This window comes from Tunturibacter gelidoferens (assembly GCF_040358255.1).
Lineage (GTDB): Bacteria > Acidobacteriota > Terriglobia > Terriglobales > Acidobacteriaceae > Edaphobacter > Edaphobacter gelidiferens.
The window spans coordinates 3,511,236-3,534,921 of sequence record NZ_CP132938.1; the positions used below are offsets into that span (position 1 = coordinate 3,511,236).

23 protein-coding genes are annotated in these 23,686 nt (G+C 60.9%); 6 read left to right on the forward strand and 17 right to left on the reverse strand.

The window, feature by feature from the left end:
• Window positions 1-23: 23 nt before the first annotated feature.
• The 5 genes from RBB81_RS15450 to RBB81_RS15470 all read right to left on the reverse strand — a co-directional run bounded on the left by RBB81_RS15450 (window position 24) and on the right by RBB81_RS15470 (window position 5,168).
• Complete coding sequence (locus tag RBB81_RS15450) at window positions 24-1,730, reverse strand: methyl-accepting chemotaxis protein (RefSeq protein ID WP_179582981.1); 1,707 nt, start codon at window positions 1,728-1,730, stop codon at window positions 24-26.
• A 102-nt stretch (window positions 1,731-1,832) separates the two neighbouring features.
• Window positions 1,833-2,168 carry an energy transducer TonB gene (locus tag RBB81_RS15455; protein WP_179582982.1) on the reverse strand — a complete coding sequence of 112 codons (336 nt, stop codon included), beginning with the start codon at window positions 2,166-2,168 and terminating at the stop codon, window positions 1,833-1,835.
• 160 nt (window positions 2,169-2,328) lie between these two features.
• Window positions 2,329-2,946 carry a class IV adenylate cyclase gene (locus RBB81_RS15460; RefSeq protein ID WP_183788339.1) on the reverse strand — a complete coding sequence of 206 codons (618 nt, stop codon included), beginning with the start codon at window positions 2,944-2,946 and terminating at the stop codon, window positions 2,329-2,331.
• Window positions 2,947-2,985: 39 nt separating this feature from the next.
• Window positions 2,986-4,017, reverse strand: a complete 1,032-nt coding sequence (locus RBB81_RS15465; protein WP_353071271.1) for an L-threonylcarbamoyladenylate synthase — start codon at window positions 4,015-4,017, stop codon at window positions 2,986-2,988.
• Window positions 4,014-5,168, reverse strand: coding sequence for an ATP-binding protein (locus RBB81_RS15470; RefSeq protein ID WP_353071272.1), 1,155 nt, complete (start codon window positions 5,166-5,168; stop codon window positions 4,014-4,016). Before RBB81_RS15470 ends, RBB81_RS15465 begins: the two co-directional genes overlap by 4 nt.
• A gap of 613 nt (window positions 5,169-5,781) precedes the next feature.
• Between RBB81_RS15470 and RBB81_RS15475 the strand changes: the two genes are divergently transcribed.
• A complete protein-coding gene (locus RBB81_RS15475; RefSeq protein WP_353071273.1) occupies window positions 5,782-7,098 on the forward strand; it encodes a carbohydrate porin in 1,317 nt (438 codons plus the stop codon).
• A gap of 89 nt (window positions 7,099-7,187) precedes the next feature.
• Here RBB81_RS15475 and RBB81_RS15480 read toward each other — a convergent pair whose 3' ends face one another.
• On the reverse strand, window positions 7,188-7,952 hold the full coding sequence (locus RBB81_RS15480) for a CAP domain-containing protein (protein WP_353071274.1): 765 nt from the start codon (window positions 7,950-7,952) through the stop codon (window positions 7,188-7,190).
• Between the two features lie 88 nt (window positions 7,953-8,040).
• On the opposite strand from RBB81_RS15480, the gene RBB81_RS15485 reads away from it, so the two are divergent.
• Window positions 8,041-8,466 carry a TOBE domain-containing protein gene (locus RBB81_RS15485; protein ID WP_183788335.1) on the forward strand — a complete coding sequence of 142 codons (426 nt, stop codon included), beginning with the start codon at window positions 8,041-8,043 and terminating at the stop codon, window positions 8,464-8,466.
• A gap of 130 nt (window positions 8,467-8,596) precedes the next feature.
• Here RBB81_RS15485 and RBB81_RS15490 read toward each other — a convergent pair whose 3' ends face one another.
• On the reverse strand, window positions 8,597-10,072 hold the full coding sequence (locus tag RBB81_RS15490; RefSeq protein WP_353071275.1) for a cytochrome P450: 1,476 nt from the start codon (window positions 10,070-10,072) through the stop codon (window positions 8,597-8,599).
• Between the two features lie 308 nt (window positions 10,073-10,380).
• Entirely contained in the window at window positions 10,381-11,055 is a 675-nt protein-coding gene (gene tmk / locus RBB81_RS15495) for a dTMP kinase (RefSeq protein WP_183788332.1), read from the reverse strand.
• Window positions 11,056-11,168: 113 nt separating this feature from the next.
• Between tmk and RBB81_RS15500 the strand changes: the two genes are divergently transcribed.
• Entirely contained in the window at window positions 11,169-11,321 is a 153-nt protein-coding gene (locus RBB81_RS15500; RefSeq protein WP_179582993.1) for a hypothetical protein, read from the forward strand.
• 266 nt (window positions 11,322-11,587) lie between these two features.
• Here the strand turns inward: RBB81_RS15500 and RBB81_RS15505 are convergent, their stop codons facing one another.
• Complete coding sequence (locus RBB81_RS15505) at window positions 11,588-11,944, reverse strand: hypothetical protein (RefSeq protein ID WP_353071276.1); 357 nt, start codon at window positions 11,942-11,944, stop codon at window positions 11,588-11,590.
• Window positions 11,945-12,235: 291 nt separating this feature from the next.
• On the opposite strand from RBB81_RS15505, the gene RBB81_RS15510 reads away from it, so the two are divergent.
• The gene (locus RBB81_RS15510) at window positions 12,236-12,835 is read left to right on the forward strand and encodes a dienelactone hydrolase family protein (protein ID WP_423248025.1); all 600 of its coding nucleotides are present in this window, start codon (window positions 12,236-12,238) and stop codon (window positions 12,833-12,835) included.
• 448 nt (window positions 12,836-13,283) lie between these two features.
• Here the strand turns inward: RBB81_RS15510 and RBB81_RS15515 are convergent, their stop codons facing one another.
• From RBB81_RS15515 to RBB81_RS15525, 3 genes are read right to left on the reverse strand one after another with little or no spacing between them, the layout of a single operon-like run.
• Window positions 13,284-14,120, reverse strand: coding sequence for a hybrid sensor histidine kinase/response regulator (locus RBB81_RS15515; RefSeq protein WP_353071278.1), 837 nt, complete (start codon window positions 14,118-14,120; stop codon window positions 13,284-13,286).
• A gap of 57 nt (window positions 14,121-14,177) precedes the next feature.
• Complete coding sequence (gene lpxD, locus RBB81_RS15520) at window positions 14,178-15,194, reverse strand: UDP-3-O-(3-hydroxymyristoyl)glucosamine N-acyltransferase (RefSeq protein WP_353071279.1); 1,017 nt, start codon at window positions 15,192-15,194, stop codon at window positions 14,178-14,180.
• 45 nt (window positions 15,195-15,239) lie between these two features.
• Complete coding sequence (locus RBB81_RS15525) at window positions 15,240-15,779, reverse strand: DUF6982 domain-containing protein (protein ID WP_353071280.1); 540 nt, start codon at window positions 15,777-15,779, stop codon at window positions 15,240-15,242.
• A gap of 216 nt (window positions 15,780-15,995) precedes the next feature.
• Between RBB81_RS15525 and RBB81_RS15530 the strand changes: the two genes are divergently transcribed.
• Window positions 15,996-17,900: a CCA tRNA nucleotidyltransferase gene (locus RBB81_RS15530; RefSeq protein WP_353071281.1), complete on the forward strand. Its 1,905-nt coding sequence runs from the start codon at window positions 15,996-15,998 to the stop codon at window positions 17,898-17,900.
• A 547-nt stretch (window positions 17,901-18,447) separates the two neighbouring features.
• Complete coding sequence (locus tag RBB81_RS15535; RefSeq protein ID WP_179583006.1) at window positions 18,448-19,038, forward strand: NADPH-dependent FMN reductase; 591 nt, start codon at window positions 18,448-18,450, stop codon at window positions 19,036-19,038.
• A gap of 102 nt (window positions 19,039-19,140) precedes the next feature.
• Here RBB81_RS15535 and RBB81_RS15540 read toward each other — a convergent pair whose 3' ends face one another.
• Genes RBB81_RS15540 through RBB81_RS15560 form a run of 5 tightly spaced genes read right to left on the reverse strand, consistent with a single transcriptional unit; the run spans window position 19,141 to window position 23,646 of the window.
• Complete coding sequence (locus tag RBB81_RS15540) at window positions 19,141-19,968, reverse strand: isocitrate lyase/PEP mutase family protein (protein ID WP_353071282.1); 828 nt, start codon at window positions 19,966-19,968, stop codon at window positions 19,141-19,143.
• Window positions 19,969-20,006: 38 nt separating this feature from the next.
• Window positions 20,007-20,222: a copper resistance protein CopC gene (locus tag RBB81_RS15545; RefSeq protein WP_183788315.1), complete on the reverse strand. Its 216-nt coding sequence runs from the start codon at window positions 20,220-20,222 to the stop codon at window positions 20,007-20,009.
• Window positions 20,219-20,992, reverse strand: coding sequence for a cytochrome c oxidase subunit 3 (locus RBB81_RS15550; protein ID WP_183788313.1), 774 nt, complete (start codon window positions 20,990-20,992; stop codon window positions 20,219-20,221). Before RBB81_RS15550 ends, RBB81_RS15545 begins: the two co-directional genes overlap by 4 nt.
• 36 nt (window positions 20,993-21,028) lie before the next feature.
• A complete protein-coding gene (locus RBB81_RS15555) occupies window positions 21,029-22,870 on the reverse strand; it encodes a cytochrome c oxidase subunit I (protein ID WP_353071283.1) in 1,842 nt (613 codons plus the stop codon).
• On the reverse strand, window positions 22,867-23,646 hold the full coding sequence (locus RBB81_RS15560; protein ID WP_353071284.1) for a cupredoxin domain-containing protein: 780 nt from the start codon (window positions 23,644-23,646) through the stop codon (window positions 22,867-22,869). The genes RBB81_RS15555 and RBB81_RS15560 overlap by 4 nt, the downstream gene beginning before the upstream one ends.
• Window positions 23,647-23,686: the final 40 nt, after the last annotated feature.

The following is a 23,686-nucleotide window of genomic DNA, read 5'->3' on the forward strand; positions in this document are numbered from 1 at the left end:
TTGTTTGGAGAGTGATGGTTTGGTTATGCGTGTTGGAAGGTGGCGTGACGCTCGGGGGAGTTTCCGACGCGAACCAACCTTGAGTCGGGGGCTGTGCTGAGGCTGAAGCGCTCGACCTGCTGCTCGAGCGTGACGGCGGTGGTGCGGAGTGATTCGATTCCGGCTGCGGTGGTGGCCATCTCGGTGAGATTTTCGTGGCTCAGGGAGTGGATGGAGTGCAGGCTGGCGCTGGACTGGTCCGCTGCGGCGGTCTGCTGGGAGGCGGCTATTGCGATCTGGGCGATCATGCGATCGACACGCTCGGCCATGCCGATGATGCGCTCGAGGGCTTCGCCTGCCTGGTTGGTGGTGATGACACCCTGCTGAACCGTGCCGGTGCCGCTCTCCATGCTGGCGATGGCGGTGAGGGTGCGGTCCTGAATGCCTTGAATCATGCTGGCGATCTCGCCGGTGGCCTGCGCGGTGGATTCGGCGAGACGGCGGACCTCTCCGGCGACTACAGCGAAGCCGCGGCCCTGGTCGCCTGCACGCGCGGCCTCGATGGCGGCGTTGAGGGCGAGGAGGTTGGTCTTGCGGGCGATCTCATCGATGACGGTGACGATCTGCGAGATGCGGCGCGAGTCGTCGCCGAGGAGGCCGACGGTTGCGGAGGTGTCGCTGACGGCGGTGGCGATGGAGTGCATGCTGCCGAGGACCTGCTTGACGATGGTGCCGCCTTCGCGGGCGGTCTCGGCGGCGCTGCGGGCGGTTTCGGCGGCGGACTGCGTGTGGCGGGAGACCTCGGCGATGGAGGCGGACATCTCCTGCATCGCAGTGGCGGCCTGCTGGGTTTGCTGACTCTGCTGGTCCATGCGGCGATGGATCTGGTCGCTGGCCGAGCCCATGGTGGCGGCGCTGCCGGTGATGGTGGAGACGGTCTGAGCGAGGGTGCCGATGATGCCGGCTAGATTGGACTGCATCTTCTGGACGGCGTTGGCGAGGGCGCCGGTCTGGTCGGTGGTGTCCAGGACCAGAGGCTGTCCGCTGAGGTCGCCGGCGGCGATGGCATCGGCACGGTGCATGACCATGTTCAGGGCGTAGGTGATCTTGCGAGCCAGATAGACAGATACCGAGATGCCGATGAGAGAGGCGATGATGGTGCCGAGCCAGAGGATGATGAGGGTGAAGTGATTGGCTTCGCGGAGGTGCGCCTGCTCCTCGTTGGCGAGGCGGGTTTGCGACTGGGCGATCTCGGTGATGTTGGAGAAGAGGGTGTTTTCGAGTGGCAGAATCTGGTTCTGCAGGGTGTCGTAGGCTGCGGCCGAGCCCTGTGGGGTCTTCGATTCGTTCAGGGTTTCGACCTTCTCTTCGAGGGTCTTGAGTGCTGCGAGGTCGGTGTCGAGGGCTATGAGCCGCGGGGCATCGGAGCCCAGGTCGAAGTGCGAGGTCTGCTGGTGGAGTTGGGCCAGCGAGGCCTCGGCCTGCTCGAACTCTTTGCGCCGGGCGTTGCGGTAGGTAGCCGAAGCGTTCGCGTCGATGCCGAAGAGCATGTAGGACTCAAGCAGACGAACGGTGTCTGTGAAGTGGGAGCGGATGTCGCGACTGGACATGATGACGGGGATGCGGTTCTCCGTGACCATGTTCGAGAGAGCGTTGGCCTCGTCGATGTAACGGTGAGCGATACATGCGCTGAGAACGGTCGTGGCGACGATAGCGCCAGTCATCAGGAACATCTTCGACTGCAGTTGCATGAGGACCTCGGAGCAAAGTTGAAGGGAGGATTATTTTCAGGGTTAAGTGTCACCGCCAGGATTAATCCCGACGGTGGTTTCGGTCGCGATGAAGTTTTTGGTCTACTGTCCGTCGATGTTGAAGTTCACTTCAATCTCCGATTCGGAGGCCTCCGGGTTCGGAGCAAAGCGCCAGTGCGTTACGGCGTCTTGTGCGGCGGGAGCGAGGAGAGCGTGGCCTGACTCTACCTTGGTGCCTGAAACAGTGCCGTCAGCTTTGATGGAGACGAGAAGGATGACCTTGCCGCCGACGTGCATACGGCGCGCCAGTTCCGGGTAGGCCGGGGATGTGCGGGAGACGATTGCGCGGTGAACATCGCCTGCGAAGGCAGTGCCAACGCAGAGGGCAACGCTTCCGGCAAGAAGAAGGGGGCGCGAATAGCGAAGTGGGATTGCCAAGGAAAACCTCCGGGTACAGAGGTTGTATCGGCGGAGACGGGAGAGGCTTTAGCAATTTCCCTGTTGCTGTGGGGCGGAGGATTTACCGCAGTGCCGTTTTCCTTGATAGAAAACGGCCATGAATGCATTGGCTCACCTGTACACCCACATGGAAATGGCTTTAGCGGAGGGAGAGTACGGGAGAGGTGATTTCGGCGAAGGTGAGGTGTTCGGCGGGGCTGGCGGTGCGCTGTTTCCAGTCGAGGAAGAGCTTGCCGTAGCTGTCGGTGAGGCAGGTGGCCGGGTCTATGTTGAGTGCGGCGAGGGTCTGGTCGATCCACGCGGTGGGGCCCTCGAGTTCGGCGTAGGTGCCGATGGGGGTCTCGTCGATGACGAGATGGGCAAGAGTGTTGGGGTCGAGGCCTGCGGAGTGCGACCACTCGGTGCGGTACTTTTCGTAGATGAAGGCTGGAAGGTAGCCCATCTGCTTGAAGATTTCGGCCATGGCCTCGCATTCGGCCACGATGGTTTCGGTCTCGACGCGAATCTTGTAGCGGGTGGTGTCGACGGGGTCCTGCTGGTCGGGGAGACGCTTGTGAGTGACGGTGCAGAGAGTGCCGTACTTGCGGAGGCGGAGGATCTGTTTGCGGGCGCGAAGGTCGCGGTTGGGAGTGTCGTAGAGGGTGTTGTGCTCGAAGGTGCGTGGGGTGACGAGATGAAAGCCAAGTTGGGAGAGGCGGGTCTGGAGAGCTTCTGGATCAGGGACGGGAAACTTTAGTTCGATCTCAGAGTTCTGCATGGATGAAGTATACGGCTGACGCGGTGCAAAACGAGGACTCTACTTTGCTCTTGCGGCTTTTTTCAGGCGGTCGCGGATGGCGAGGCCGAGGCCTTCGGGTTTGGGCATGGGGCAGAGGATGATGGCTACGCCGCGGGAGTCCAGTTCGCGCAGGCCGACGAAGAGAGTTTGAGCGAGGGCCGTGGGGTCTTCGATGGAGTTCCAGGGGAAGACTTCTAACGAGGTGGTTGTGATGGTCCACCCTTGAGGGAGCATCACGCCGATGCGGTCCTTGGTTGTTGCGTGGGTGGCTGCGAGTTGTGATTTTAGATCGGCTTCGCTGTCGACCAGGATGAGGCGGGCGCGGGGGGCGTAGTGGCGGATGCCGACGCCGGGGGAGGGTTGGCTTTGAGGTTCGGAGGGTGTCTGGTGTGGCGGCTGATAGATGGTGACTGGGCCGGCGATGGGTTCGAGCATTGCGGGGGTGATGGCTCCGGGACGGTAGAGGATCATCGGGGATTGGTTGGGATCGAGAACGGTGGATTCGACGCCGACCGTGGTTGCGCCACCGTCGAGCACTGCGTCGATGCGGTGGTCGAGATCCTGAAGGACGTGAGCTGCGGTGGTGGGGCTGATGCGGCCGAAGCGGTTGGCGCTGGGTGCTGCGAGGGGGAGACCTGTGGCTTCGAGGAGCGCATGGGCGAGCGGGTGGGCGGGCATGCGAACGCCTACGAGTGGGCGGTTGGCGGTGACGGCGTCGGGGATTTTTTCTGTGCGCGGGAGGAGGAGGGTGAGGGGGCCGGGCCAGAAGGCTTCGATGAGGAGCTCTGCCTGCGCCGATACGGTGGCTACTTCGTCGAGCATGGTGCGGTTGCTGACGTGGACGATGAGGGGGTCCCAGTGGGGGCGGTCTTTGGCGAGGAAGATGCGCTCGACTGCTGCGGCGTCTAGTGCGTTGGCTCCGAGACCGTATACGGTTTCAGTGGGAAAGGCTACGGTGCCGCCGTTGCGGAGGATCTCGGCTGCGCGGGTGATGTCCTGTGGGCTCGAGGTCAGGCGCTCGGTTGTTCGGGTCGGGACGGGTTGGTTCATCTTGCGGCGAGTTGTCCGGCGAAGGCGTCGAGGGAAAGGCTGCGGAGGAGGTTGCGGCGCATACCGCTTTGTACCTGGTCGAGGCCGCGGGAGGCGGATTCGATCCAGGCGAAGTTGAGGGTGGAGCTGAGGCGGTCGAGTTCGGGGCGCAGATCGGTGTTGCGGAGAAGTTCTGGTGTGCCGGCGCCGAGGAGGAGGAGATCTTCGAGGAGGAGGGAGAGGCTGCGGAGGAGGGCTGTGGTTTTTTGCTGGCCTTCGGCTCCGGCGCGGTAGGTTTCGGTCATCTTGAAGAGGGCGGTGTGGTCGGGTTCGGCGGAACCACTGCTGGAGGCGGCGGCGTTGCGGAGGAAGAGGAGTGCGTCGGCGCGGGAGGCGGTGTAGGCCTCGAGGTCGAATCCGAGGGCCTTGCCGGCGGCTCCCTGGGCGAGGCGCGCGATGAGGGTGCGCTGCTTTGGCGGCACGTCGGGGCGGCGGTCGGTGAGGAGCATCTCGATCTCTTCGACTGGTAGAGCACCGAGGCGTACGGTGGCGCAGCGGGAGCGAATGGTGGGGAGGAGTTCGCCGGGATTCTCGGCGAGGATGATGATGTGGACGGTGTCGGGCGGCTCCTCGAGCACTTTGAGCAGGGAGTTGGCGGCCTCCTTCATCATGTTTGCGGCGGTGAGGATGAAGATCTTGCGCGGGGCCTCGTTGGGGAGGTAGTGGGAGCGCTGGATGACGGTGCGGATCTGGCCGAGTTTGATGAGGAGCTGCGGGGGGTCGGGTGGAACGATGAGGACGTCGGGGTGGGGCTGGATGAGGACGCGGGTGTCTTTTTTGTCGACTTCGCGGAGCTCTTCACGGGCAGCTACGGCTTTGTCGACCTCGTGTTCGAGGTTGGCGGCGGAGGCGATGCGGGTGCAGTTGTGGCAGACACCGCAGAAGCTGGCGAGCGACTGGCCGTTGGACCAGAGATCGCGGGGCTGGCGCTGGCACTCGACGGCCATGGCGAGCATGAGGGCGAGGGTGTACTTTCCTGCTCCGCTGGGGCCGGCGAGGATGAGGGAGTGGGGGAGACGGCCGGCGGCGATGGCGGTGCGGAGGTGTTCGATGGCGGTGCTGTTGCCGAGGAAGTCGTTGAAGGTCGCGGGTAGAGCGATTTGTGCTGTCACGTCTTACTGACTCCTCTTCGGCTTCGTTCGGTACGGTCTTCGTACTACCACCCGGGGGGTACTGATTTGGTGCTAAAGTCTTCCATTGAGGAAGGTTAAGTCTGGACCTCGGCTGCTCCTCTCCCGAAAAGGAATGTTCCTAATGGGACGTTCTGTTGAGTTTGAGTCCTGTCTCTATGATACCCGTTTGAGGAGGGGTAATACGCCAAGTTGGCGATGCGCGAAAAGGTGCGTGGTTAGCGGGCTTTGTGTCGTGTCTGAGGATTTGGGGGCTTGACAGGACAGACGCGTTTCGCCGCTTGAGTATGAGATCAACGCGAGGTGTATGGCGCATGGAGAGAATACGGGGGTCTCTCCACTGCGCAACGAACGGTGAAGCTGTTCGATGCTTCGGTCGAGATGACGTGTTCTAAAAGGTCGAGATGACGTGTTCTAAAAGATTGAGTTTATGGTGTTCTCGAGTAGGGGGGGTTGGAGTGTCTTCCCGGAACATTACGTTCGGAGGCTCCTGGCGGTGGGCGAGGTTGTCAGCACGAACATTCATGACGCCAAAGATGTTGATCGGGCATCAGTTTTCTAGTTAAGGACAAAGGGAAGTTCGGCAAGGAGTTGTGTGAACCTCAGGAAGCACGTACGTAGGACAATCGCGTTGACTCTGATGGGAGCGTCCACCACTCTTTTGGGGCAAACCACCAAAACATTCAGGCCGGGTGCAACGTCTGAGACGAGTCAGAACCAGCCACAGGCGGAGCCTGCGATCGACGAACCACTGCCGAGGTACGCACAGGAGCTAGACTCCGCATCGGCGGCGCTGGGGACGGTGCCGGCAGATCCGCTCTTTCAGACCGATCCTTTCCGGTTCGTTACCAAGGCGGCGGACATGGGTGGAAGTTGGCTGGAGAGCAGTGCGCGCCTTCGATTCGGAGCGACGTATACGTTTCTCAATCAATATGCGACGGTGGTGCCGGATACGGCCACGCGACATGACCAGTTGAGTGGACGGCTGGACTTTACGGGAAACTGGGCGGTGTATGGAAGCAAGAGCACTGGTGGCTCGATTGCGCTGCTGGTGCGTTCGGGAACAAATATCGGGATGAGTCAACAGTTCAACCTGAGCGACCAGATGGGTTCGGGGATTTTCCTGAATTGCCTGCAGGGGGGCGGGGCGCAGCGGCCGATTACGTTGAACGTCCTCTATTGGCGGCAGGATTTCATACATAAGAGGCTGTCGTTTTATGCGGGCAAGCTGCATCCGAATCAGTTCATCAGCCTGAGCTTTTATAACAACGATGAGAGAACACAGTTTTTGAATGGAGAGAACGACGGCAACCTTGCAGTCGCTTCGGATGGGACCTATGCGGGCGGGGGAGCGGTTGATTTTCAGGTGACACACCATCTCTACGTGCATGCTTTGGCGATCGACACCATCGGTTCGCAGTACACGGGGATTGGAACGCTTGCAGACAAAAAATATCTGGAGGCGGTGGAGTTCGGCTGGTTTGCTGGTGCGCCCGGTAGCCGCTATTTTCACATGCGGGTTGGTGCGTGGCGTGACGATACGAAGAATCTGGGAAGCGGGCATGGTGTCGGCATTGGCTTCGATCGTGAGTTTTCGAACGGCTGGACACCGTTCGGACGCTATGGGTTCTCGACCGAGACGGGCACGGCGATCAGACAGACCGATACGCTGGGACTGACGAACGTTCGACCGTTTGGGCGGACTGGGGATATGTTTGGCGCGGCGTACAACTACATCCAACCGACTCGTACGGGGAAGCGGCATGAGAGTATCTTCGAGACTTTTTACCGGATTCGTATGACGAAGAGCATGGAGATCGGGCCGGATGTGCAGGTGTCGATCCATCCGATGTATGCAGCGAAGAGTTATACGAGTGTGTTGTTGAATGCGAGGATGCGGATTATTTTTTAGATACTTAGTGCGCCCTGCGCGGGCGGCGGTCACTTCGTGACTCGTATACCCCTTCGGTTGGCGCTCCCGTTGGTCGCGATTCGAGTGACTTAGTAGAGGAGCACGGCTACGTTGTAGGTGGTGAATTGAGGGTTGGGTTGTTTGCTGGCACAGACTCCTACTTCGGCTGAGGTGTATTGGCCGGTGGCGATTACGCGGAGGAGCGCTTCGGGCAGGATGGTCGGGTCGGGGCCATCCCATTGGACTACTAGTTTTGGAGAGCCTGCGGCGCCGCGTGGCATGGTGCAGGTCTGGCGCGCGTCGGCGTTGGAGGGAGCGGGGGCGATGCCGTGGGATTGGAGGGTCTGAGATACGCGTTTTTCGAGGCCGTCGTAGGACTGGACGGGAGTGCTGTGGGAGAACTCCTCGACGGCTGTGAGGAGGCCATTGTCGGCGATGACAGCGATTCCTAATGCGTTGAGGTTGGGGTCGAGGATGTTGGCGCGGTGGGTGGGGGTGCTCATCCAGGTTTGATGGAGGGTGGCGGGGTCGGGGCCGCGGCCGATGTTTTCGGCGATGGTGGTGAAATGCGCTCCGGCCTGAGCGCCGCGCGTGGTCATGTCGGGCTCGCCTGGGTACTGATGTTGTAACTCGCCTTGCTCGTGCACGACTCGCTGAGCGTGGACTCTGGCGGCGTGGGCGAGGTCGCTGTCCCAGTGGAGGGGAGGAAGATTGTGAGCGGCGCGAGTCTGATTGGTCAGTTGGAGGATAGTCTGCTCGGCGCGGGAGGGGAGGGTTTGAGCGATAGCGGCAGATGCTGCGAGGGACAGAGCAGAGAGGAGGAAGAGACTTCGTGCGTGGCTTGCTTTTTGCATGTGTTTGTTGGAACCCCTGGTGTTGGGAAAGTTGGCTGCGTGCGCCGGGCTTTCTCAGTTGAGTACGATAGTGATGAGGAGAATGTACATGAAGACAAGTGCGCGGAATACTCTGGCGGGAACGATCAGCCGGATCACGAAGGGTGCGGTGAACTCCGAGGTTTTGCTGGCGACTGTGGGTGGCGATGAGATAGCCGCGATCATTACGAATGGCAGCGTGGATGCCATGGGGTTGAAAGAGGGGATGAAGGCTTATGCGCTGGTGAAGGCGAGCTGGATCATTCTGGGGAAGGATTTGGATAAGGGGAAGATCAGCACGCGGAATATTCTGCGTGGTGTGGTGGAGAGCATTCATGAGGGCAGCGTGAATGATGAGGTTTCGATCAGGCTACCGGGCGGAGAGAAGTTGACGGGCGTGATTACTGATGGGAGTGTGCATCGTTTAGAGTTACATTTAGGCGAGAAGGTCTGTGCTGCGTTCAAGGCTTCTAGTGTGATTTTGGCGGTGGACTGATTGCTTGTCCCTGCCGGACGGGCTCCCTGCGCTCGGCCACCCCACAAACGAAGACCTGTTTGTGGGGACCCCGGTTCAGGCGGTCACTTCGTGACTTTTGTACCGGTCTGGGTTGGGTGAGGGTTGGGTGTTAGCGGGGGATTAGCTGCATCATGAGGGGGTCGCGGGGGCGCAGGGTGATCTTTGCCTGGACTTCGGGTGGCGCGGAGCCGAGGTAGGTCATGCGCCAGCGCTGGGCGAGAGTGGCGATGCTGAAGACGCCCTCCATCCAGGCGAAGCTCTCGCCGATGCATTGGCGACTGCCTCCGCCGAAGGGGAAGTAGGCGAACTTTGCGCGAACGGCTTTATTCTCCGGGGTGAAGCGGTCGGGGTCGAAGCGGAGTGGGTCGGGGAAGTATTGCGGGTCGCGGCCCATGATGTATTGGCTGAAGAAGAAGTGCGCGCCGGAGGGGATGGTGTAGGGGCCGAGGGTGACGGGTTTGGTGGACATGCGGCCCATCGCCCAGGCGGGCGGATAGAGGCGCATGGATTCGGCGAAGACCTGTTCGGTGTAACGGAGGGCAGGGTAGTCGGCTAGTGTGGGGAGGCGTTGGGCGGGGCCGGTGCCCAGGACGGCGTCCAGTTCGGCGTGGAGTTTGGCTTCGATGGCGGGGTTCTGGCTGAGGAGGTACCACGTCCAGGCGAGGCCGTTGGCTACGGTTTCGTAGCCGGCGAGGAAGATGGTGAGGACTTCGTCACGGACCTGCTCGTCGGACATGCCGGTTTGTTGGGTGGGGTCGTCGGACTCGTATTTGCTGGCTAGCAGCATGGAGAGGAGATCGCCGCCTGTCTTTTCTGCGTCGCCGGCTTCGGCGTGGGCTGCGGCTTCGCGATGCTCGCGAATGAGGCGGTCGACTACGGCGTCGAGACGAGCTTTGGAGCGGCGGAACTTCGTGATGCCGGGGATGGGGAGGTGGATGAAGGACTCTATTTTGGGGAAGGCGACGATGAAGTTGTAGAGGTCCATGATGGTGTTGACTTCGTCGTTGATGCTGCGGATGTCGGCGGTGACCTCGGTGTTGAAGAGGGTGCGGGCGACGATCTCGAGTGAGAGCTTCATGCTGGCGGCGGCGATGTCGATCGGTTGGCCGGAGGGCATTTCTCTCTGCCAAGTTTGGCGCTGGTGGGCGGCACAGGCCACGATCTGGTCGCCGTATGCAGCGATGCGCTGGCGATGGAAGGCGGGTGCGGCGATCTTGCGCTGACGCATGTGGATGGGATCGTCGGAGGTGATGAGGCCTTCGCCGAGGAGGAGTTTCATGCGGCGAACGGTTCGCTCTTTGACGAAGCTGGTGGCCTGGGTGACGAGGATCTCGCGGATGTATTCGGGGTCGTTGATGAAGACGATGGGTGTGCCCAGGAAGCGATAGCAGGCTATGTTGCCGTAAGTCTTGAGGAGGTGCTCGAAGAGGAGGATGGGGCTGCCGAGTTTGACCCAGGGCTTGAAGGCGTAGAAGGGAAGGGAGTGCTTGAGGCCTGGGGGCATGCGACCCGTGTTGCTGACTGAAGATGCGACGGATGGGGCGGGTTCTGGGGGAGCTTCGAGGGTGGGGGGAGGGGTGGTCATGGTGTCGTCTTAGGTGGCTTTGCCTTAACTGCCTTAGAAACTGTCCTGCCGGACGGGCCTCCTACGCGGAGGGCGGGCGTTCGCACGCCTTTTTACTGCTTCGCCCGGTCCTCCCGTTGGTCGGAGGAGAAGTTGATTCCGACCAACGGGAGGACCGGCGCCGATAACCTACCAAGACACGATATACGCGTCACGAAGTGACCGCTCCGCGCGTAGCGGGCCTGTCCGGCAGGACAGCTTCTTAGACGAGGAGAACATACTTCGGGAGGGCGCGGTGGGCGGCGTTGACGCGGTGGAAAGAAGCGGGATCAGGCTTCGGTGGCGTCGAGTCGGGAGAGGACGATGTTGCGAATGATCTCTTCGATGTGGTCGATGGAGGAGTCTTCGCGGATGGTGGCGACGCGTTGAGGTTCGCGGGCGGCGATCTCTTCGTACTTGTTGTAGATGCGGCGATAAAAATCGTCGGGTTCGCGTTCGAAGCGGTTTTCGTCGGTGCCTTGCTTTTCGACGTGGCGCTGATTGCGGCGGCGGGCGCGGCGAAGGGAGGATTCCAATGATGGGAGGAGGAGGAGGGTGAGGTCGGGCTGGAGGTTGTCGCAGGCGGCGGCGTGCATGGCGAGGATGCGTTCGCTGCCGAGCTGACGGCCTCCGCCCTGATAGGCCTCGGAGGAGTCGGTGTAGCGGTCGCAGAGGACGATGGAGCCGGCGGCGAGGGCAGGGAGGATGACCTCTGCGATGGACTGGGCGCGGTCGGCGAACATGAGGGCCATCTCGGCTGCGGGGGCGATGGGGCCGAGTGCGGCTTCGGAGCGGGAGTCGAGCAGGATGCTGCGGATGCGGTCGCCGAGGGCGGTGCCTCCGGGCTGGCGGAGGGTGATGACGGTGTGGCCTTCGGACTCAAGTGAGGTAGCGAGGCGGCGGAGCTGGGTGGTCTTTCCGGAGCCGTCGAGGCCCTCGAAGGTGATGAAATATCCGCGGGGCATGGTCTTCAGCTTACCGCAGATGAGGAAGATGGAATCTTAGCGAGAAGGCAGGTGCGGCGGGTAAGAGAACGCTGCGGCTGTTGCGCGCCTGCCCCGTAAGCGGCGAGGTTGAGATGCTTATCGTTATTTTTCTTGTCGCGGTCGTCCCACTCTTAGCAGTGGGAGGGGTGTTTGCTTTTATGGCTAAGGATCAGAAGCGCAAAGGACAGAGCGGTACTGTTAGAGCCGGAGAGATTACGCAAGGACGGGCATCGGGGCTGGACTAGCAGCAAAGTGGCTGTGCGAGTTCTTGCCAGTGCTGATTGGGAAAGCCTATGATGTTGCGCGCTGCGGAAAGTGAGTGCAGCAGAGGGCCCCGACGTATGATGATGGTCGTGATTTTTGCAATGGTGTTTGTGCTTCTGGCATTGGGTTTGGTGATTACTCTGATGATTCGGTCTCACGGTCGCCAGTTTCATCGCGGATCTTTGAAGGCCGGGAGTGGGACACACGGAGTGAAGTGAGCCTGCCGGGCTCGAACGGATGATGGGATCTACCTGGCGCTGGTGACGGTGGGCGCGGGTTGCCAGGTGACCCCGATGGTCGTAATGGCGATGGCCAGAGAGCCTTCTGCTCCTTCTTTGAGGAAGGGGCCGTCGGACTTGTGTTCCTGGTGGGCGCTGTCGGTGTAGAGGAGCTTGGTGGGGCCGGAGCCGAGGACCTTGAAGCGATAGTGGAAGTCTGCGCCGGGGGCGAGGTTTTGCGTGCCGAAGCTGGCGCTGGGATAGTCGATTTCGAGGAGCTCGATGGGCTGGCCGGTGTGATTGCTGACTGTGGTCTCGACGTAAGGGGAGTGGCAGCCGGTGGCGGTGAGGCTGGCGAGAAGGGCGAGCGCAAGCAGGGAACGCATAAGGTTCAAGGGTATCAGGGTGGATGGGGACCGCCGTTTTGCACCAACTCTGATTCTGCAAAAATCTGATTCTGCAAAAAAGGTGGTTATCCTTTTGGCAGATGGAGATTCCAGAAACTCATGAATAGCAAACGGAAACTACCTTTCTGCACCGTCTTTGGGTTGGCGGTTTTGTATTTAAGCGTTTGCAAATCTTCTCTCTCACAGTCTGCTCCAGTGTCAGTAGCGACGAGTAGAGATGGAAGATTCAAGTATGAGATCTTTGGAAAAGATGACCCTGGGAAGCCGCTATTGATTCTTCTTCATGGCGCGAGCGGGCCAAGTGTGGGGTTCTATCGCGAGCAAGCCGAGTATTTCTCGAGCAACGGCTATACCGTCTTTCTACCTCATTATTTTGATGCGACAAAGTCCAGCGATCCGACAATGGACAATTATCATGCCTGGGTGAACGTAGTGAAGACGCTGCTCAGCGAGCAGAGAGCACCTACCGGATCCGCTCACAGAAAATCAGTATTGGTTGGCTATTCTCTTGGTGCATCGGTCGCCCTGGCGGCGGGCTCTGAAGAGGTACCAGTAGATGCGATTGCTGAATGGTACGGGAGCCTTCCGGATGATTTCTTTTACCATCTGCAGGGGATGCCACCACTTCTAATCCTTCATGGCGAGCGCGACTCTAACATTCCCGTTGAGAACGCCCAGCAACTTATAAAGCTCTGTGGAATAAAACAGTTTCAGTGCGAAAGCCATATCTATCCTGATCAGGGTCATGGATTCTCGGGAGCAGCGTTGAAGGACGCGGATTCAAGAACACTGTCGTTTTTCTCTCGTTCTGTACAACGTGAAGAGGCTCAGAATGACAACGGAAAAAGCAGGAGAATGCAAAACCGCTGAGGCAAAGGCGAAATACGGGGGTTTTGACGGATACCGCGGCATGAATCGGTTCGCTGCAACTTAGAGCTATGGCTGCAATCCACTGCGTCGCGCGATGAGACTGCGCGACTTTGGTCGAGATGACGCGTCACGCGGGTTGACCAAGTGTGCTTAGGGGCGCCGATTGTTTTGGTGGGGAGAACGAACGATGCAAAAGCAGATCCCTGCGGGATGACAACAAATGAACGGACAACTGCAAAGGCAAAGGCGAAATGCGGGGGTCTTGACGGGTACCGCAGTATGAATCGGTTCGCTGCAACTGAGAGCTGTGGCCGCAATCCACTGCGTCGCGCGATGAGACTGCGCGACTTCGGTCGAGATGACGAGTCGTCAGGCAACAGCAGATCCCTACGGGATGACAACAAAAAGAAAACGGACAACTGCCGAGGCAAAGACAAGCAAAACTGTTTTAGAGGAAGGGTAGGAGCTCGGAGGTTCGGGTCGGAGGCTTGTCGAGGATGCGGGCGGTGAGGACGGCTCCGGAGCGGTTGTCGTGGAGGGTGATGGGGAAGGCGAGGACGCTCCAGGTGAGCTGCGGCTCCTGTGGGCGGGGCACAGCGAGCAGGCCGCGATGGGTGCGGTCGATGTAGGTCTCGCGGGTAAGGCATACGGTCTGGAGGACGTCGCTCCAGTCGCGCATGAAGGGACGCATCTCCTGAAAGACGCTGCGGCCGATGAACCACTCGCGGGGTTGGCCGAGATACTCGGCGACGCTGTCGTTGCAGTACTGCCAGACGCCTTTTTCGTCGAAGATCTGAACGAGGACGTCGGAGCCGATGGCCATGGCGATGCGGGAGTAGAAGAAGTCGCGGGCGTCGACGACGACGGGCGCGCCGCGGCGCTTCGCCTCCAGAGAGCTGAGGGCGTCGAGGAGGTCTTCGACGGAGCTGTGGCCCTTGAGGAGATGCATGTCTTCGACGCCGCCGAAGTAGCGGTCGATGGTGGCCGAGAGAATGATGATGGGAACGTGGGGGCGGCGGCGGCGGAGGAGAGCTGCTACCTCGGTGCCGAACTGGCCTGCTCCGAGATGATAGTCGAGGACGGCGATGTCGATGTTGTTGAAGAGGTCGGTGGCCTCTTCGATGGTGGAGGCCGGGACGCACTCGTAGCCGTGTTGGCGCAGTATGGCGGAGCGGAGATGGAGATTGGTGGGCTCGTCATCGAGCAAAAGGACGCGAACGGGTTGGGCTGTGGTGCTTTGCATCTCGGTGGAGCCGTTGCGGAGACTTTCAGGAGGTTCCATCATGTCCTACCCCCAAGTACCTCTATGAGTTATATACGACGAGGGTCACCACATGAATGGTTATTTTAGTTTCGACTTTATGTCGCGTAGGAGTTCGGGAAGTCGATTGAAGAGCGCGACGGAACGAAGCCACTGCCGGTTGTCGATGGCGGGGTAGCCGCTGACGACCTTTCCGGGGGCGACGTCGCTGGGAATTCCGCTTTGGGCTGTCGCGATGGCTCCGTCGCCGATGGTGCAGTGTCCGGCGACGCCGACCTGGCCGGCGAGGATGACGTTTTTGCCGATGATGGTGGAACCGGCGAGGCCAACCTGGGCGCAGAGGAGAGTGTCTTCGCCTACGGTTGAGCCATGGCCAACCTGGACGAGATTGTCGATCTTGGCTCCGGCGTGGACGCGGGTTTCGCCGATGGAGGCGCGGTCGATGCAGGCGTTGGCCTGGACTTCGACGTTGTCTTCGAGGATGGCGGGGCCGGATTGGAGGATCTTGTACCAGCTGCCGTCGGATTGGCGGGCGAAGCCGAAGCCGTCGGCCCCTACGATGGCACCGTTCTGGAGGGTGACGTTGTCGCCTAGCTGGCAGTGTTCGCGAACGATGGCGTGGGCGTGGGCGAAGAAGTTGTCGCCGATGCCGGCGTGGGGGTAGAGGACGACGTGGGGGAGGATGATGGCGTTGTCACCAATGGTGACGTGATCGCCGATGACGGCGTAGGCGCCGATGTGGGCGTTGGCGCCGATCTGTGCGGTGGGCGCGATGGCTGCGGTGGGGTGGATGCCGGGGGCGTAGGTAGGGGCTTGATAGAAGAGTTCGATGGCGCGCGCGAAGGCCAGGTAGGGATTTTTGAGGCGGAGGGTGGCGGCGGAGAGCTCGGGGAAGTCGGGTTCGACGAGGACGGCGGTGGCCTTGGTGGTGTGGGCGAGAGAGGCGTACTTCGGGTTGGCGACGAAGGCGAGGGCACCGGGAGTGGCGGTCTCGATGCCGGCTACCTGGGTGATTCGGGCGGCAGGATCGCCGTGCAGGGTGGCGCCGAGATGATCGGCCAGGGCGGCGAGAGTTACCGATTTCGGACTGGATTGCATGGGGTGGATTGTAATGGACGAGACAACGAAGGGTCTGTGAGGGAGCTAGTTGGGGCGGCTGTTGGGTGGGATGAGGTTGGTAAAGAGGTCTTCCTGCAGGCTGGGGACTGAAGAGGCAGGGAGGGGTTTGCGGCGCGACGGGCTGGTGATGACGGCAAGAAGCTGGAGGTCGGTGATGGAGGTGCGGGGGACGAAGATGCGCTGTGTGTTGGAGCGGACGTCGGGTGGGGTGAGCTGGAGGCCGGTGTCGTTGATGAGGTCGTCGGCGAGGGTGAGGTCGATGGGAGCGAGGCCCTCGAGGAGGTCGCCGGAGCGGAAGGTGAGGCGGAGCCAAAGGCCTTCGGTGCGAGGCTTTGCGAGGAAGGTGCGGCGGGTGAGGCGTTCGGGGTTGGCCGTGTCGTTGAGGTTGTAGTCGCGGACGTAGCAGATGTGCTTTATGTCGTTGATGGCGAGGGAGATGACACGACCGCTGAGGTCGAGGAGATCGATGGCGCGGTTACGCGCGAAGCCGGAGAGCGGCAGATAGCCGGGGAGAGTATCTCCTGTGAAGCGGCGGACGATGACCTTCTTGTGCGCGGAGGACATAAGGACTCGCGGATTGTCGCATACCAGGGGTTAGAGCAACGAAAAAGGTGCAACCGGAGTAGTCAATTCGCTAATGCTGTGTTACATTGGCCTTTTGCGTTTACCTGTGCTCACCATTATAAACGCTTGATTCGTCGGAGCTTAGCCTGGAGTTGGAGGGGCTTCGATGGGTTGCGGCGGTCCGGTTTGAACCGGCTTGGAGTAAAAGTACCAGTTATGGCCGACTACATCTACCTGCTCGAAAATCGTCTCTCTCAAGCGCAGCGTGACTCGCTGCTGGCAGTGCGTGAAGTGGCTCGCGCCAAAGGACTTACCGTGTTTCTGGTGGGTGGCGCGGTGCGGGATATGACCAGCGGATCGCCGGTACGGGATCTGGATGTAGTGGTTCAGGGAAACGCTCTCAAGCTGAAGAAAGATATAGAGAAAGCGCATGGCGTGATCACTGGCGAGAATGAAGCCGGACAGGCGCTGTTTGTGCGGTTTCCCGGTGGTGTGAGGATGGAGATTGGCAGCACTTTGACGGTGACTTATCCGAAGCCGGGTAAGGCGGTGGTCAAGGCTGCAACGATCTTGGACGACCTGCGGCGGCGCGACTTCACGGCCAATGCGATGGCGCTTTCGCTGAATGACGGATCGTATGGCTTGTTGATGGATCCTTTGAATGGGGTGGCGGACATCGAGAATCGTGAGTTGCGGCTGGTGAGCAACTACGGGTTCATCGAAGATCCGGTCAGGATGATCCGGGCGGCAAGGTTGATGGCGCGGCTGGGCTGGCAGATGGATGAGAAGACCCAGGCGCGTTACGAGACGGGCAAGCAGGAGGGGTACATCTCGGCGATGGGGGAGTTTCATCGCGGGTATGAGACCGAGGAGATCTTCCACGAAGAGGATCCGCTGCGGGTGTTGCGCAAGCTTGAGGCTGAGGGCTGGATGAAGGATCTGTTCCCGGCGCTGTCGTCGGCCAAGGCGAATGTGACGGAGTTGGAGAAGCTGCGGGATGTGCAGTCGCAGTTGCAGATGCAGGGCATACAGCCTGAGGCGGCGGTCGCGAACTTTCCGTACCTGACGGCGAAGATGGCTCCGAAGGAAGTGGCGGCTCTGAAGAAGAGCTTTGCGCGGCAGGGGTTCGTGCATGAGATCGAGGCGCTGGAGGACGAGGCGAAGGCGTTTGCAGCGGAGTTCTCGGGCAAGGGCGCGGCTACGCCTTCGCAGGCGTGGAAGCTGCTGCACTCGGCTAAGCCGGAGTCGATCTTGTGGGTGGCGCACACCTCGAAGAATGCCGGAGTTCAAAATAAGTTCAAGGGGTTCTTTACAGAGTGGTCGCAGGCAAAGCAGAAGCTGCCTTACGCGTTGATGCAGGAGATGCGGATTGTTCCTGATCTACCGGGGTATGGCGAACTGTTGGACAAACTCTTCTTCGAGCTGATGGATGGCAAGCTGGGAACGGTTGAGGAGATGAAGGCTTACCTCGAGCCGTACTCTCCGCCGGCTCCGCCGCCTCCGGTTCATCTGCGCAGACCGCGGGTGGCGAAGAAGGATGCGAAACCTGCCAAGAGCCGCAAGAAAGCCGCTGCCGGTGAAGAAGGCGGTGAGAGTGCGGAGGCGTTGGCCGCTTCGGATACGAGTGAGGTTCAGGCGATCGCTCCCGTGCCTGCGAAGAGTGTTGCTGCGAAGAGCGGAGCTGCAGGGAAGGTTGCCGCGCCAGTGAAGGCAGTTGCGAAGAAGGTTGAAGAGCCGAAGAAGACTCCCGTCACGAAGGCGGCTGCTGCTCCGGCGAAGGGCAAGGCTGTTGCCAAGGCGCCGGTGAAGGTTGCGGCCAAGGGCGTCGTTGCGAAAGCTTCGGCGAAGAAGGCACCCGCGAAGACGGCGAGCAAGACTCCGGCGAAGAAGGCCGTCAAGGCTGTGGCAAAGAAGGCTCCAGTAAAGGCCGCGGCTAAGAAAGCTCCCGCGAAGCCGGTGAAGAAGGCAGCAGCGAAGAGTCCTGCCAAGAAGACTGCGCCTGCCAAAAAGCCAGCAGCTGCGAAGAAGGTGGCGGCGAAGGCTGCTCCGGCGAAGAAGAGTGCGGTGAAGCATGCTCCGGCGAAGAAGGCAGTGAAGGTGGCTCCGAAGAAACGCCGGTAACGGGTTTCTGGTCCTGTGGATACATCTATGCTGAATCTTCTTTAGACGGAGGTTCGGAGACCTTTTGGCGGAAATGGTCGGAGGGTTGTGATGGGTGGGGACCTTCGGGATCCTTCGCTGCGCTCAGGATGACAGCAGAGAGCGGAACGATGACAGGCGAGGCATGGGACGATGACCTGCCGCGGTGTGGAAGGTTCGGGAGTCTTAGGCGGAAAGGTTCGGAGTGTTGTGACCGGGTGGGGACCTTCGGGATCCTTCGCTGCGCTCAGGATGACAGCGGAGAGCGTTGACAATGGCGGCCGTGGCGTGTGGCAATCGCCGGACCACTGCGTGGACGATGATCTGCCGCGGCACGGGACGTTGCGCCGGCAGAGACGTGGGGCGATGAACGGTTGCGGCGGGACGCAAGAGGAGCGGCAGGCTCGGAGCGACAAGCTATGGGGAAGGCAGAGGCATGTGGGTTCGGCCAGAGTTTGATCTCGAAATTTTGATCACTGTTAGCTCTTCGTAACGTGTGGACGCATCTCACGGGGTCGAGGTGGTTTTCATGGTGGTTGCGGTGTTGCTGGGATCGGTGCGTCGTGATCGAATGGGCGATCGTGCCGCGAAGTGGGTTATCAGGGAGTTGGAGAAGCGAGGGCATGAGGCCGTGCTGGTCGATGCTGCGGAGTTGAAGCTGCCTTTGCTGGACAAGATGTGGAAGGAAGTTAAGAAGGATCCTCCGGCGAAGTATGAGAAGTTGCGGGAGAAGCTGGCTCCGTTGGCGAAGCTGTATGCGCGGGCCGATGGTTTTTGCATCGTGAGTGCGGAGTATAACCACTCCGTTCCGCCGGGAATCACCAATCTGATCGATCATTTTCTGGAGGAGTATTACTTCCGGCCTTCTGCGATTGTGTGCTATTCGGCCAGCCAATATGGTGGAGTGCGCGCGGCGATGCAGCTGAGGGCGTTGCTTCCTGAGGTTGGGATGCCGTCGATTCCTTCGCTGCAACCGATTCCCTCGATTGGAAGTGCTCTGAGCGCAGATGGAGTTGCGCTGACGCAGGAGCTGGCGGAGAAGAGTGGGAAGTTTTTTGATGAGTTTGAGTGGTATATGCGGGCGATGAAGGCGGAGCGGGCGAAGGGTGTCCCGGATTAGTGTCCAGGCGAAATTTTCAGATTTAATCCGTCGCCTTTTTTCGCGGTCGATCTCCAATGATGCGCCAGGAGACTTGGACGGATTCGTGAGGTTCGATGTCGACTATCTCTTTTGGCTGGTCATGTAACTGGTGACCTCGGAGGTCGGGATAGCGTCGGCTGCGAAGTTGAAAGTTCCGTGATCTTTTACTTCGCGTGCCGCTCGCAGAAATGCTCCCAGGGCAGCGCGGGCGAAGGCGCCTCCTACGCTGATTCGCCTGACTCCTGCGGCTGCGAGCTGTTCTACGGAGAAGGTTGCGCCTTTGAGACCCATCACGACGTTAACTGGCCTGGAGACAGCGGCGCAGACCTCTCGGATCGCTTCGAGGCTGGGCAGGCCCGGTGCGTAGAGAACATCGGCACCGGCGTCGGCGAAGGCCTGCAGGCGGCGGATCGTGTCGCCAAGATCCGGTAGACCGTGAAGAAAGTTTTCGGCTCGTGCGGTGAGGAAGAATTGATGGTGGCTGGCGGCCTCGGATGCTGCTGCGATCCGCTCTATAGCCAGTTGCAGGTCGTAGATAGGATCGGCCGGATCGCCTGTTGCATCTTCGATCGATCCTCCGACAAGTCCGGATGCGGCAGCGAATCGAATGGTCTCGGCGCAGCTATCAGGAGAATGGCCGAATCCGTTCTGGAGATCGGCTGAGACGGGGAGTTCGGTGGCTTCGACGATCTCCTTTGCGTTTTGCAGAATTTTATCGCGCGTGACTTCGATCGTGGAGTCAGGATATCCGGCGGAGAAGGCGTAGCCGGCGCTGGTGGTGGCGAGGGCTTCAAAGCCTAATGCGGAGAGGATCTTTGCGGTTCCCGCATTCCATGGATTGGGAATCACGAAGGCACCCGAGCGCGCATGGAGTGCTTGAAACGCTTTGTATCTCTGCTCGCGAGTCATTCTCGGAGTCTCCGTAGCAAAACAATTTTATCCAAAGGTTAGCGATGGCGTTTGAAGAGAACGAGAGTACCTACGAAGAGGCCGCCAGCGGTGAGAGTCATCAGGATGATCGCATGGCGATAGGCGGCCTGGGTCCCGGTTGGTGTAGCCGCGGTGTTGTCCTGACACTGGGTGCAGCCTTGCGCGTGAGCTGGCGGCGTGAAGGTCAGGATGGCTGCGATTACAGTGAGCTGCGACAGGTGGGACAACTTCATTGGAAGAAGACGAGCAGGGTGAAGAGGAAGAGCCATAGGATGCCCATGGCGTGCCAGTACCAAGCGGCACCGTCGACCAGGATCTGGCGGGTTTCGAGCTGACGGGAGACGTAGAGGCCGGTGAAGGCGGTGATGAGGGCTGCGATGCCGAAGAAGAGATGGATCGCGTGAACGCCGGTGATGAGAAAGAAGAAGTGGCTGCTCTGATTGGTCTTGAAGAAGATGTGCTGGAGGGCGAGTTGACGCCAGGCTATCCACTGGCCGGTGAGGAAGAGGGCGCCGAGCGCGATGGTGGCGGCGAGCCAGGGAAGGGCGCGGCGAGTAATTGGTTTACCGAGGCCAAGCCACTCGTCCATAACGTCGGTTTCGCGGAACATGTTGCGACGGGCGAACTCTATGGAGGCGGAGCTGAGGAGGAGGACGGCGGTGTTGAGCCAGAGGATGGGAGGGATGGTGGTGGGGAGCCACTCGTTGACGTAGCGGTTGTAGGCGTCGAAGTGGCCGGTGGACTGGTTGACGAAGAAGGTGCTGACGATGGCGACGAAGAACATGAGGTCGCTGGCGAGGGCGAAGAAGATGCCCATGCGATAGCGATGGAGGCGCTCGTAGGGGCCGCGGCGACCGTTGGGGCGATCGTTCCAGTTGTCGTTGTCTCCGCCACCGCCAGTGCGTTTGTCGGTTGGCGGACGTCGGCCAGAGCCGTTGTCGTGATCTTCTACGCGGCGTTTTCGTTCTTGCTCGGTTTTATTGGGAGTGATGGTTGCCGGCATGAAGTTGCCCCTCTGGGTGCTCGCGTAATGGACAGCTTACTCCGGTTTTGTGTCTGTGGCGTCTTCGATTTCATCTTGCGCGAGTGGGATGGGCTCCCATTGCGGCAGGAACGAAACTTCGGACTTATTTGATTGATAGTGGCATGGAGCGCGATGAACTGACATCTCTGGAGTATCGGATGCGGTTAGTAGGGTGAAAGGATTCATGGTGGGGTGCCATTCGAGTGTCGTGGCTCGCCATGGGTTAGACGACGCAAACTTTCCTTTGCGCAGGCTGTGGGTGAGATTGAAGAGAAAGACAAGCTGGGCGGTGGCGAGGAAGATGGCGGCGTAGGTGATGAACTGGTTGAGCGGGAGGGTGTGGGAGAGGAGAGCTCCGGCGGGGCTGAGGGAGCCGCCTGGGCCGGGGATTCCGGTGAGCTGGGCGTAGTGGCGGGGTTCGCCGGCGAGGCCGGTGAGGTGCATGGGGAGGAAGACCGCGTAGGCTCCGAGCAGGGTGCACCAGAAGTGGAGGTGGCCGAGAGGTTCGGAGAGGAGCCGGCCAGGGTGGTTACGGGTTGCGGTAAGGAGGGGGAACCAGTAGTAGGTGGCGGCGTAGAGGCCGAAGACGCCCGCCATCGCCATGATGAGGTGGAAGTGGGCGACGACGAAGAAGGTGTTGTGGAGGTACTCGTCCAGAATGGGCTGGGCGAGGATGGGGCCGGTGAGTCCTCCGGTGATGAAGAGGCTGACGAAGCCGAGGGCGAAGAGCATCGGGGTTTTGTAGGACGGGCGGGAGCGCCAGGTGGTGGCGAGCCAGCTGAGGACCTTGGCGGCGGCGGGAAGAGCGATGGCCATGGTGGAGATGGAGAAGGCGGAGCTGGCGAAGGGGTTGAGGCCGGCGACGAACATGTGATGTCCCCAGAGGAGGATGCCCAGGAAGCCGATGAGGAGTGTGGTAGCGATCATGGTGCGGTAGGTGAAGACGCGGCGGTGGCTGAAGTTCGCAAGGAGCATGGAGGTGAGGCCCATGCCGGGGAGGATGGCGATGTAGACCTCGGGGTGTCCGAAGAACCAGAAGAGGTGGAGCCAGAGGAGAGGGCTGCCGTTGCCGCCTTTGTGCAGGATGCCGTTGACGAGGTCGCCGTTGGGGAGGAAGAAGCTGGTGCCGGCGTGGCGGTCGCAGAGGAGGAGCAAGATGGCGGCGAGCAGGACAGAGAAGGCGATGATGCTGAGGAGGGCTGCGGTGAACCATCCCCAGACGGTGAGTGGGAGACGCTCCCAGGTCATACCGGTGCAGCGGTTGCGGATGATGGTGGTGAGGGTGTTGATGGAGCTTGCCGTGGAGGCTATGGCGAAGAGGGCGATGCTGGTGAGCCAGAGGTCCATCCCGAGAGCCTGGCCTGGGCCGGCGCTGGTGATTGCGCTGAGGGGTGGGTAGGCGGTCCAGCCGGAGATGGCGGCTCCGCCGGGGACGAAGGTGGAGCCTAGGAGTACGACGAGGGCGGCGGCGGTGAGCCAGAAGCTGGCGGCGTTGAGGGCAGGGAAGGCCATGGTGCGAGCGCCGATCTGGGCGGGCAGGATGAGGTTGCCGAAGCCGGATTGAGGCGCGGTGGTGAGGACGAAGAAGAGCATGATCGTGCCGTGGATGGTGACCAGGGCGAGGTAGTCTTCGGGGAGGATTGGACCGTGGAGAGGGAGGGGCCAGTTGGGCCAGACGAGGTGGATGCGCATCAGGAGGGAGAGGAGCGTGCCGATGACTACCGAGATGAGCGCTAGGACGAGGTATTGAATGCCGATGACGCGGTGATCGGTCGTGAAGACGACGGCGCGGAGAGTTCGGATGTTGACGGTCGTGGGATGCGGATGCGCTGGTGGGGTGTTGAAGGGGGGAGTCATGGGGCCGCCTTTTGTTTTGCGGCCAGCCAGGTTGCGAATTGGTTGGGTGGGAGGATGAGGAGTGTGGCGTTCATGCGGTAGTGGCCGAGTCCGCAAAGCTGCGTGCAGAGGATGGCGTAGGTGCCGGGGGTGGTGGGGGTGAAGTGGAGGTGGATGGTCTGGCCGGGGACTGCGTTCTGCTTGAGTCGCATCTCGGGGATGGAGAAGCCGTGGATGACGTCCTGGGCGCGGAGGCGGAGGTCGACCTCTCGGTTGGCGGGAAGGACGAGTTGGGACGTGACCTGGTCGTCGGCGGAGTGAGGATCGGATGGGTCGAGGCCGAGGGGATTGCCTTCGCCGGGGGCTACCAGGCTGGGGCGGGTGATGCCGAAGGTGGCGTCGGGACCGGGGTAGCGGAAGTACCAGGCGAACTGGACTCCGGTGACCTCGACCTGGAGGGCTGTGGGGGATGCTCCGGTGTAGCGGGAGGCAGCCCAGAGGCGCTCGGCCTTGAGGGTGAGGGAGGCGAAGAGGAGGGCGAGGACGGTGAGCGGGAGGTACTCGATGCGCCAGAGGCGCGTTGGTTCGGAGTGGCGTCGGGCGAACAGGCCGATGAGGAGGATCAGGTGGGCGAGAGTCAGGAGCGCGAGGGCGACCCAGAGGTTCAGGAGGAGGTGGTGATCAAGTGCGGGGCCGTGGGCACTGGCGTCTGCAGGCAACAGCCATGGACTGTGGATTGCGGCGCGATCGATCCAGAGGCTGGGAAGACAGGCGCTCGTAAGGCGGGAGCAGATCACCTATGCAGGATAGCGTGTCCGCGAGGTGAGAGGAGAGGGG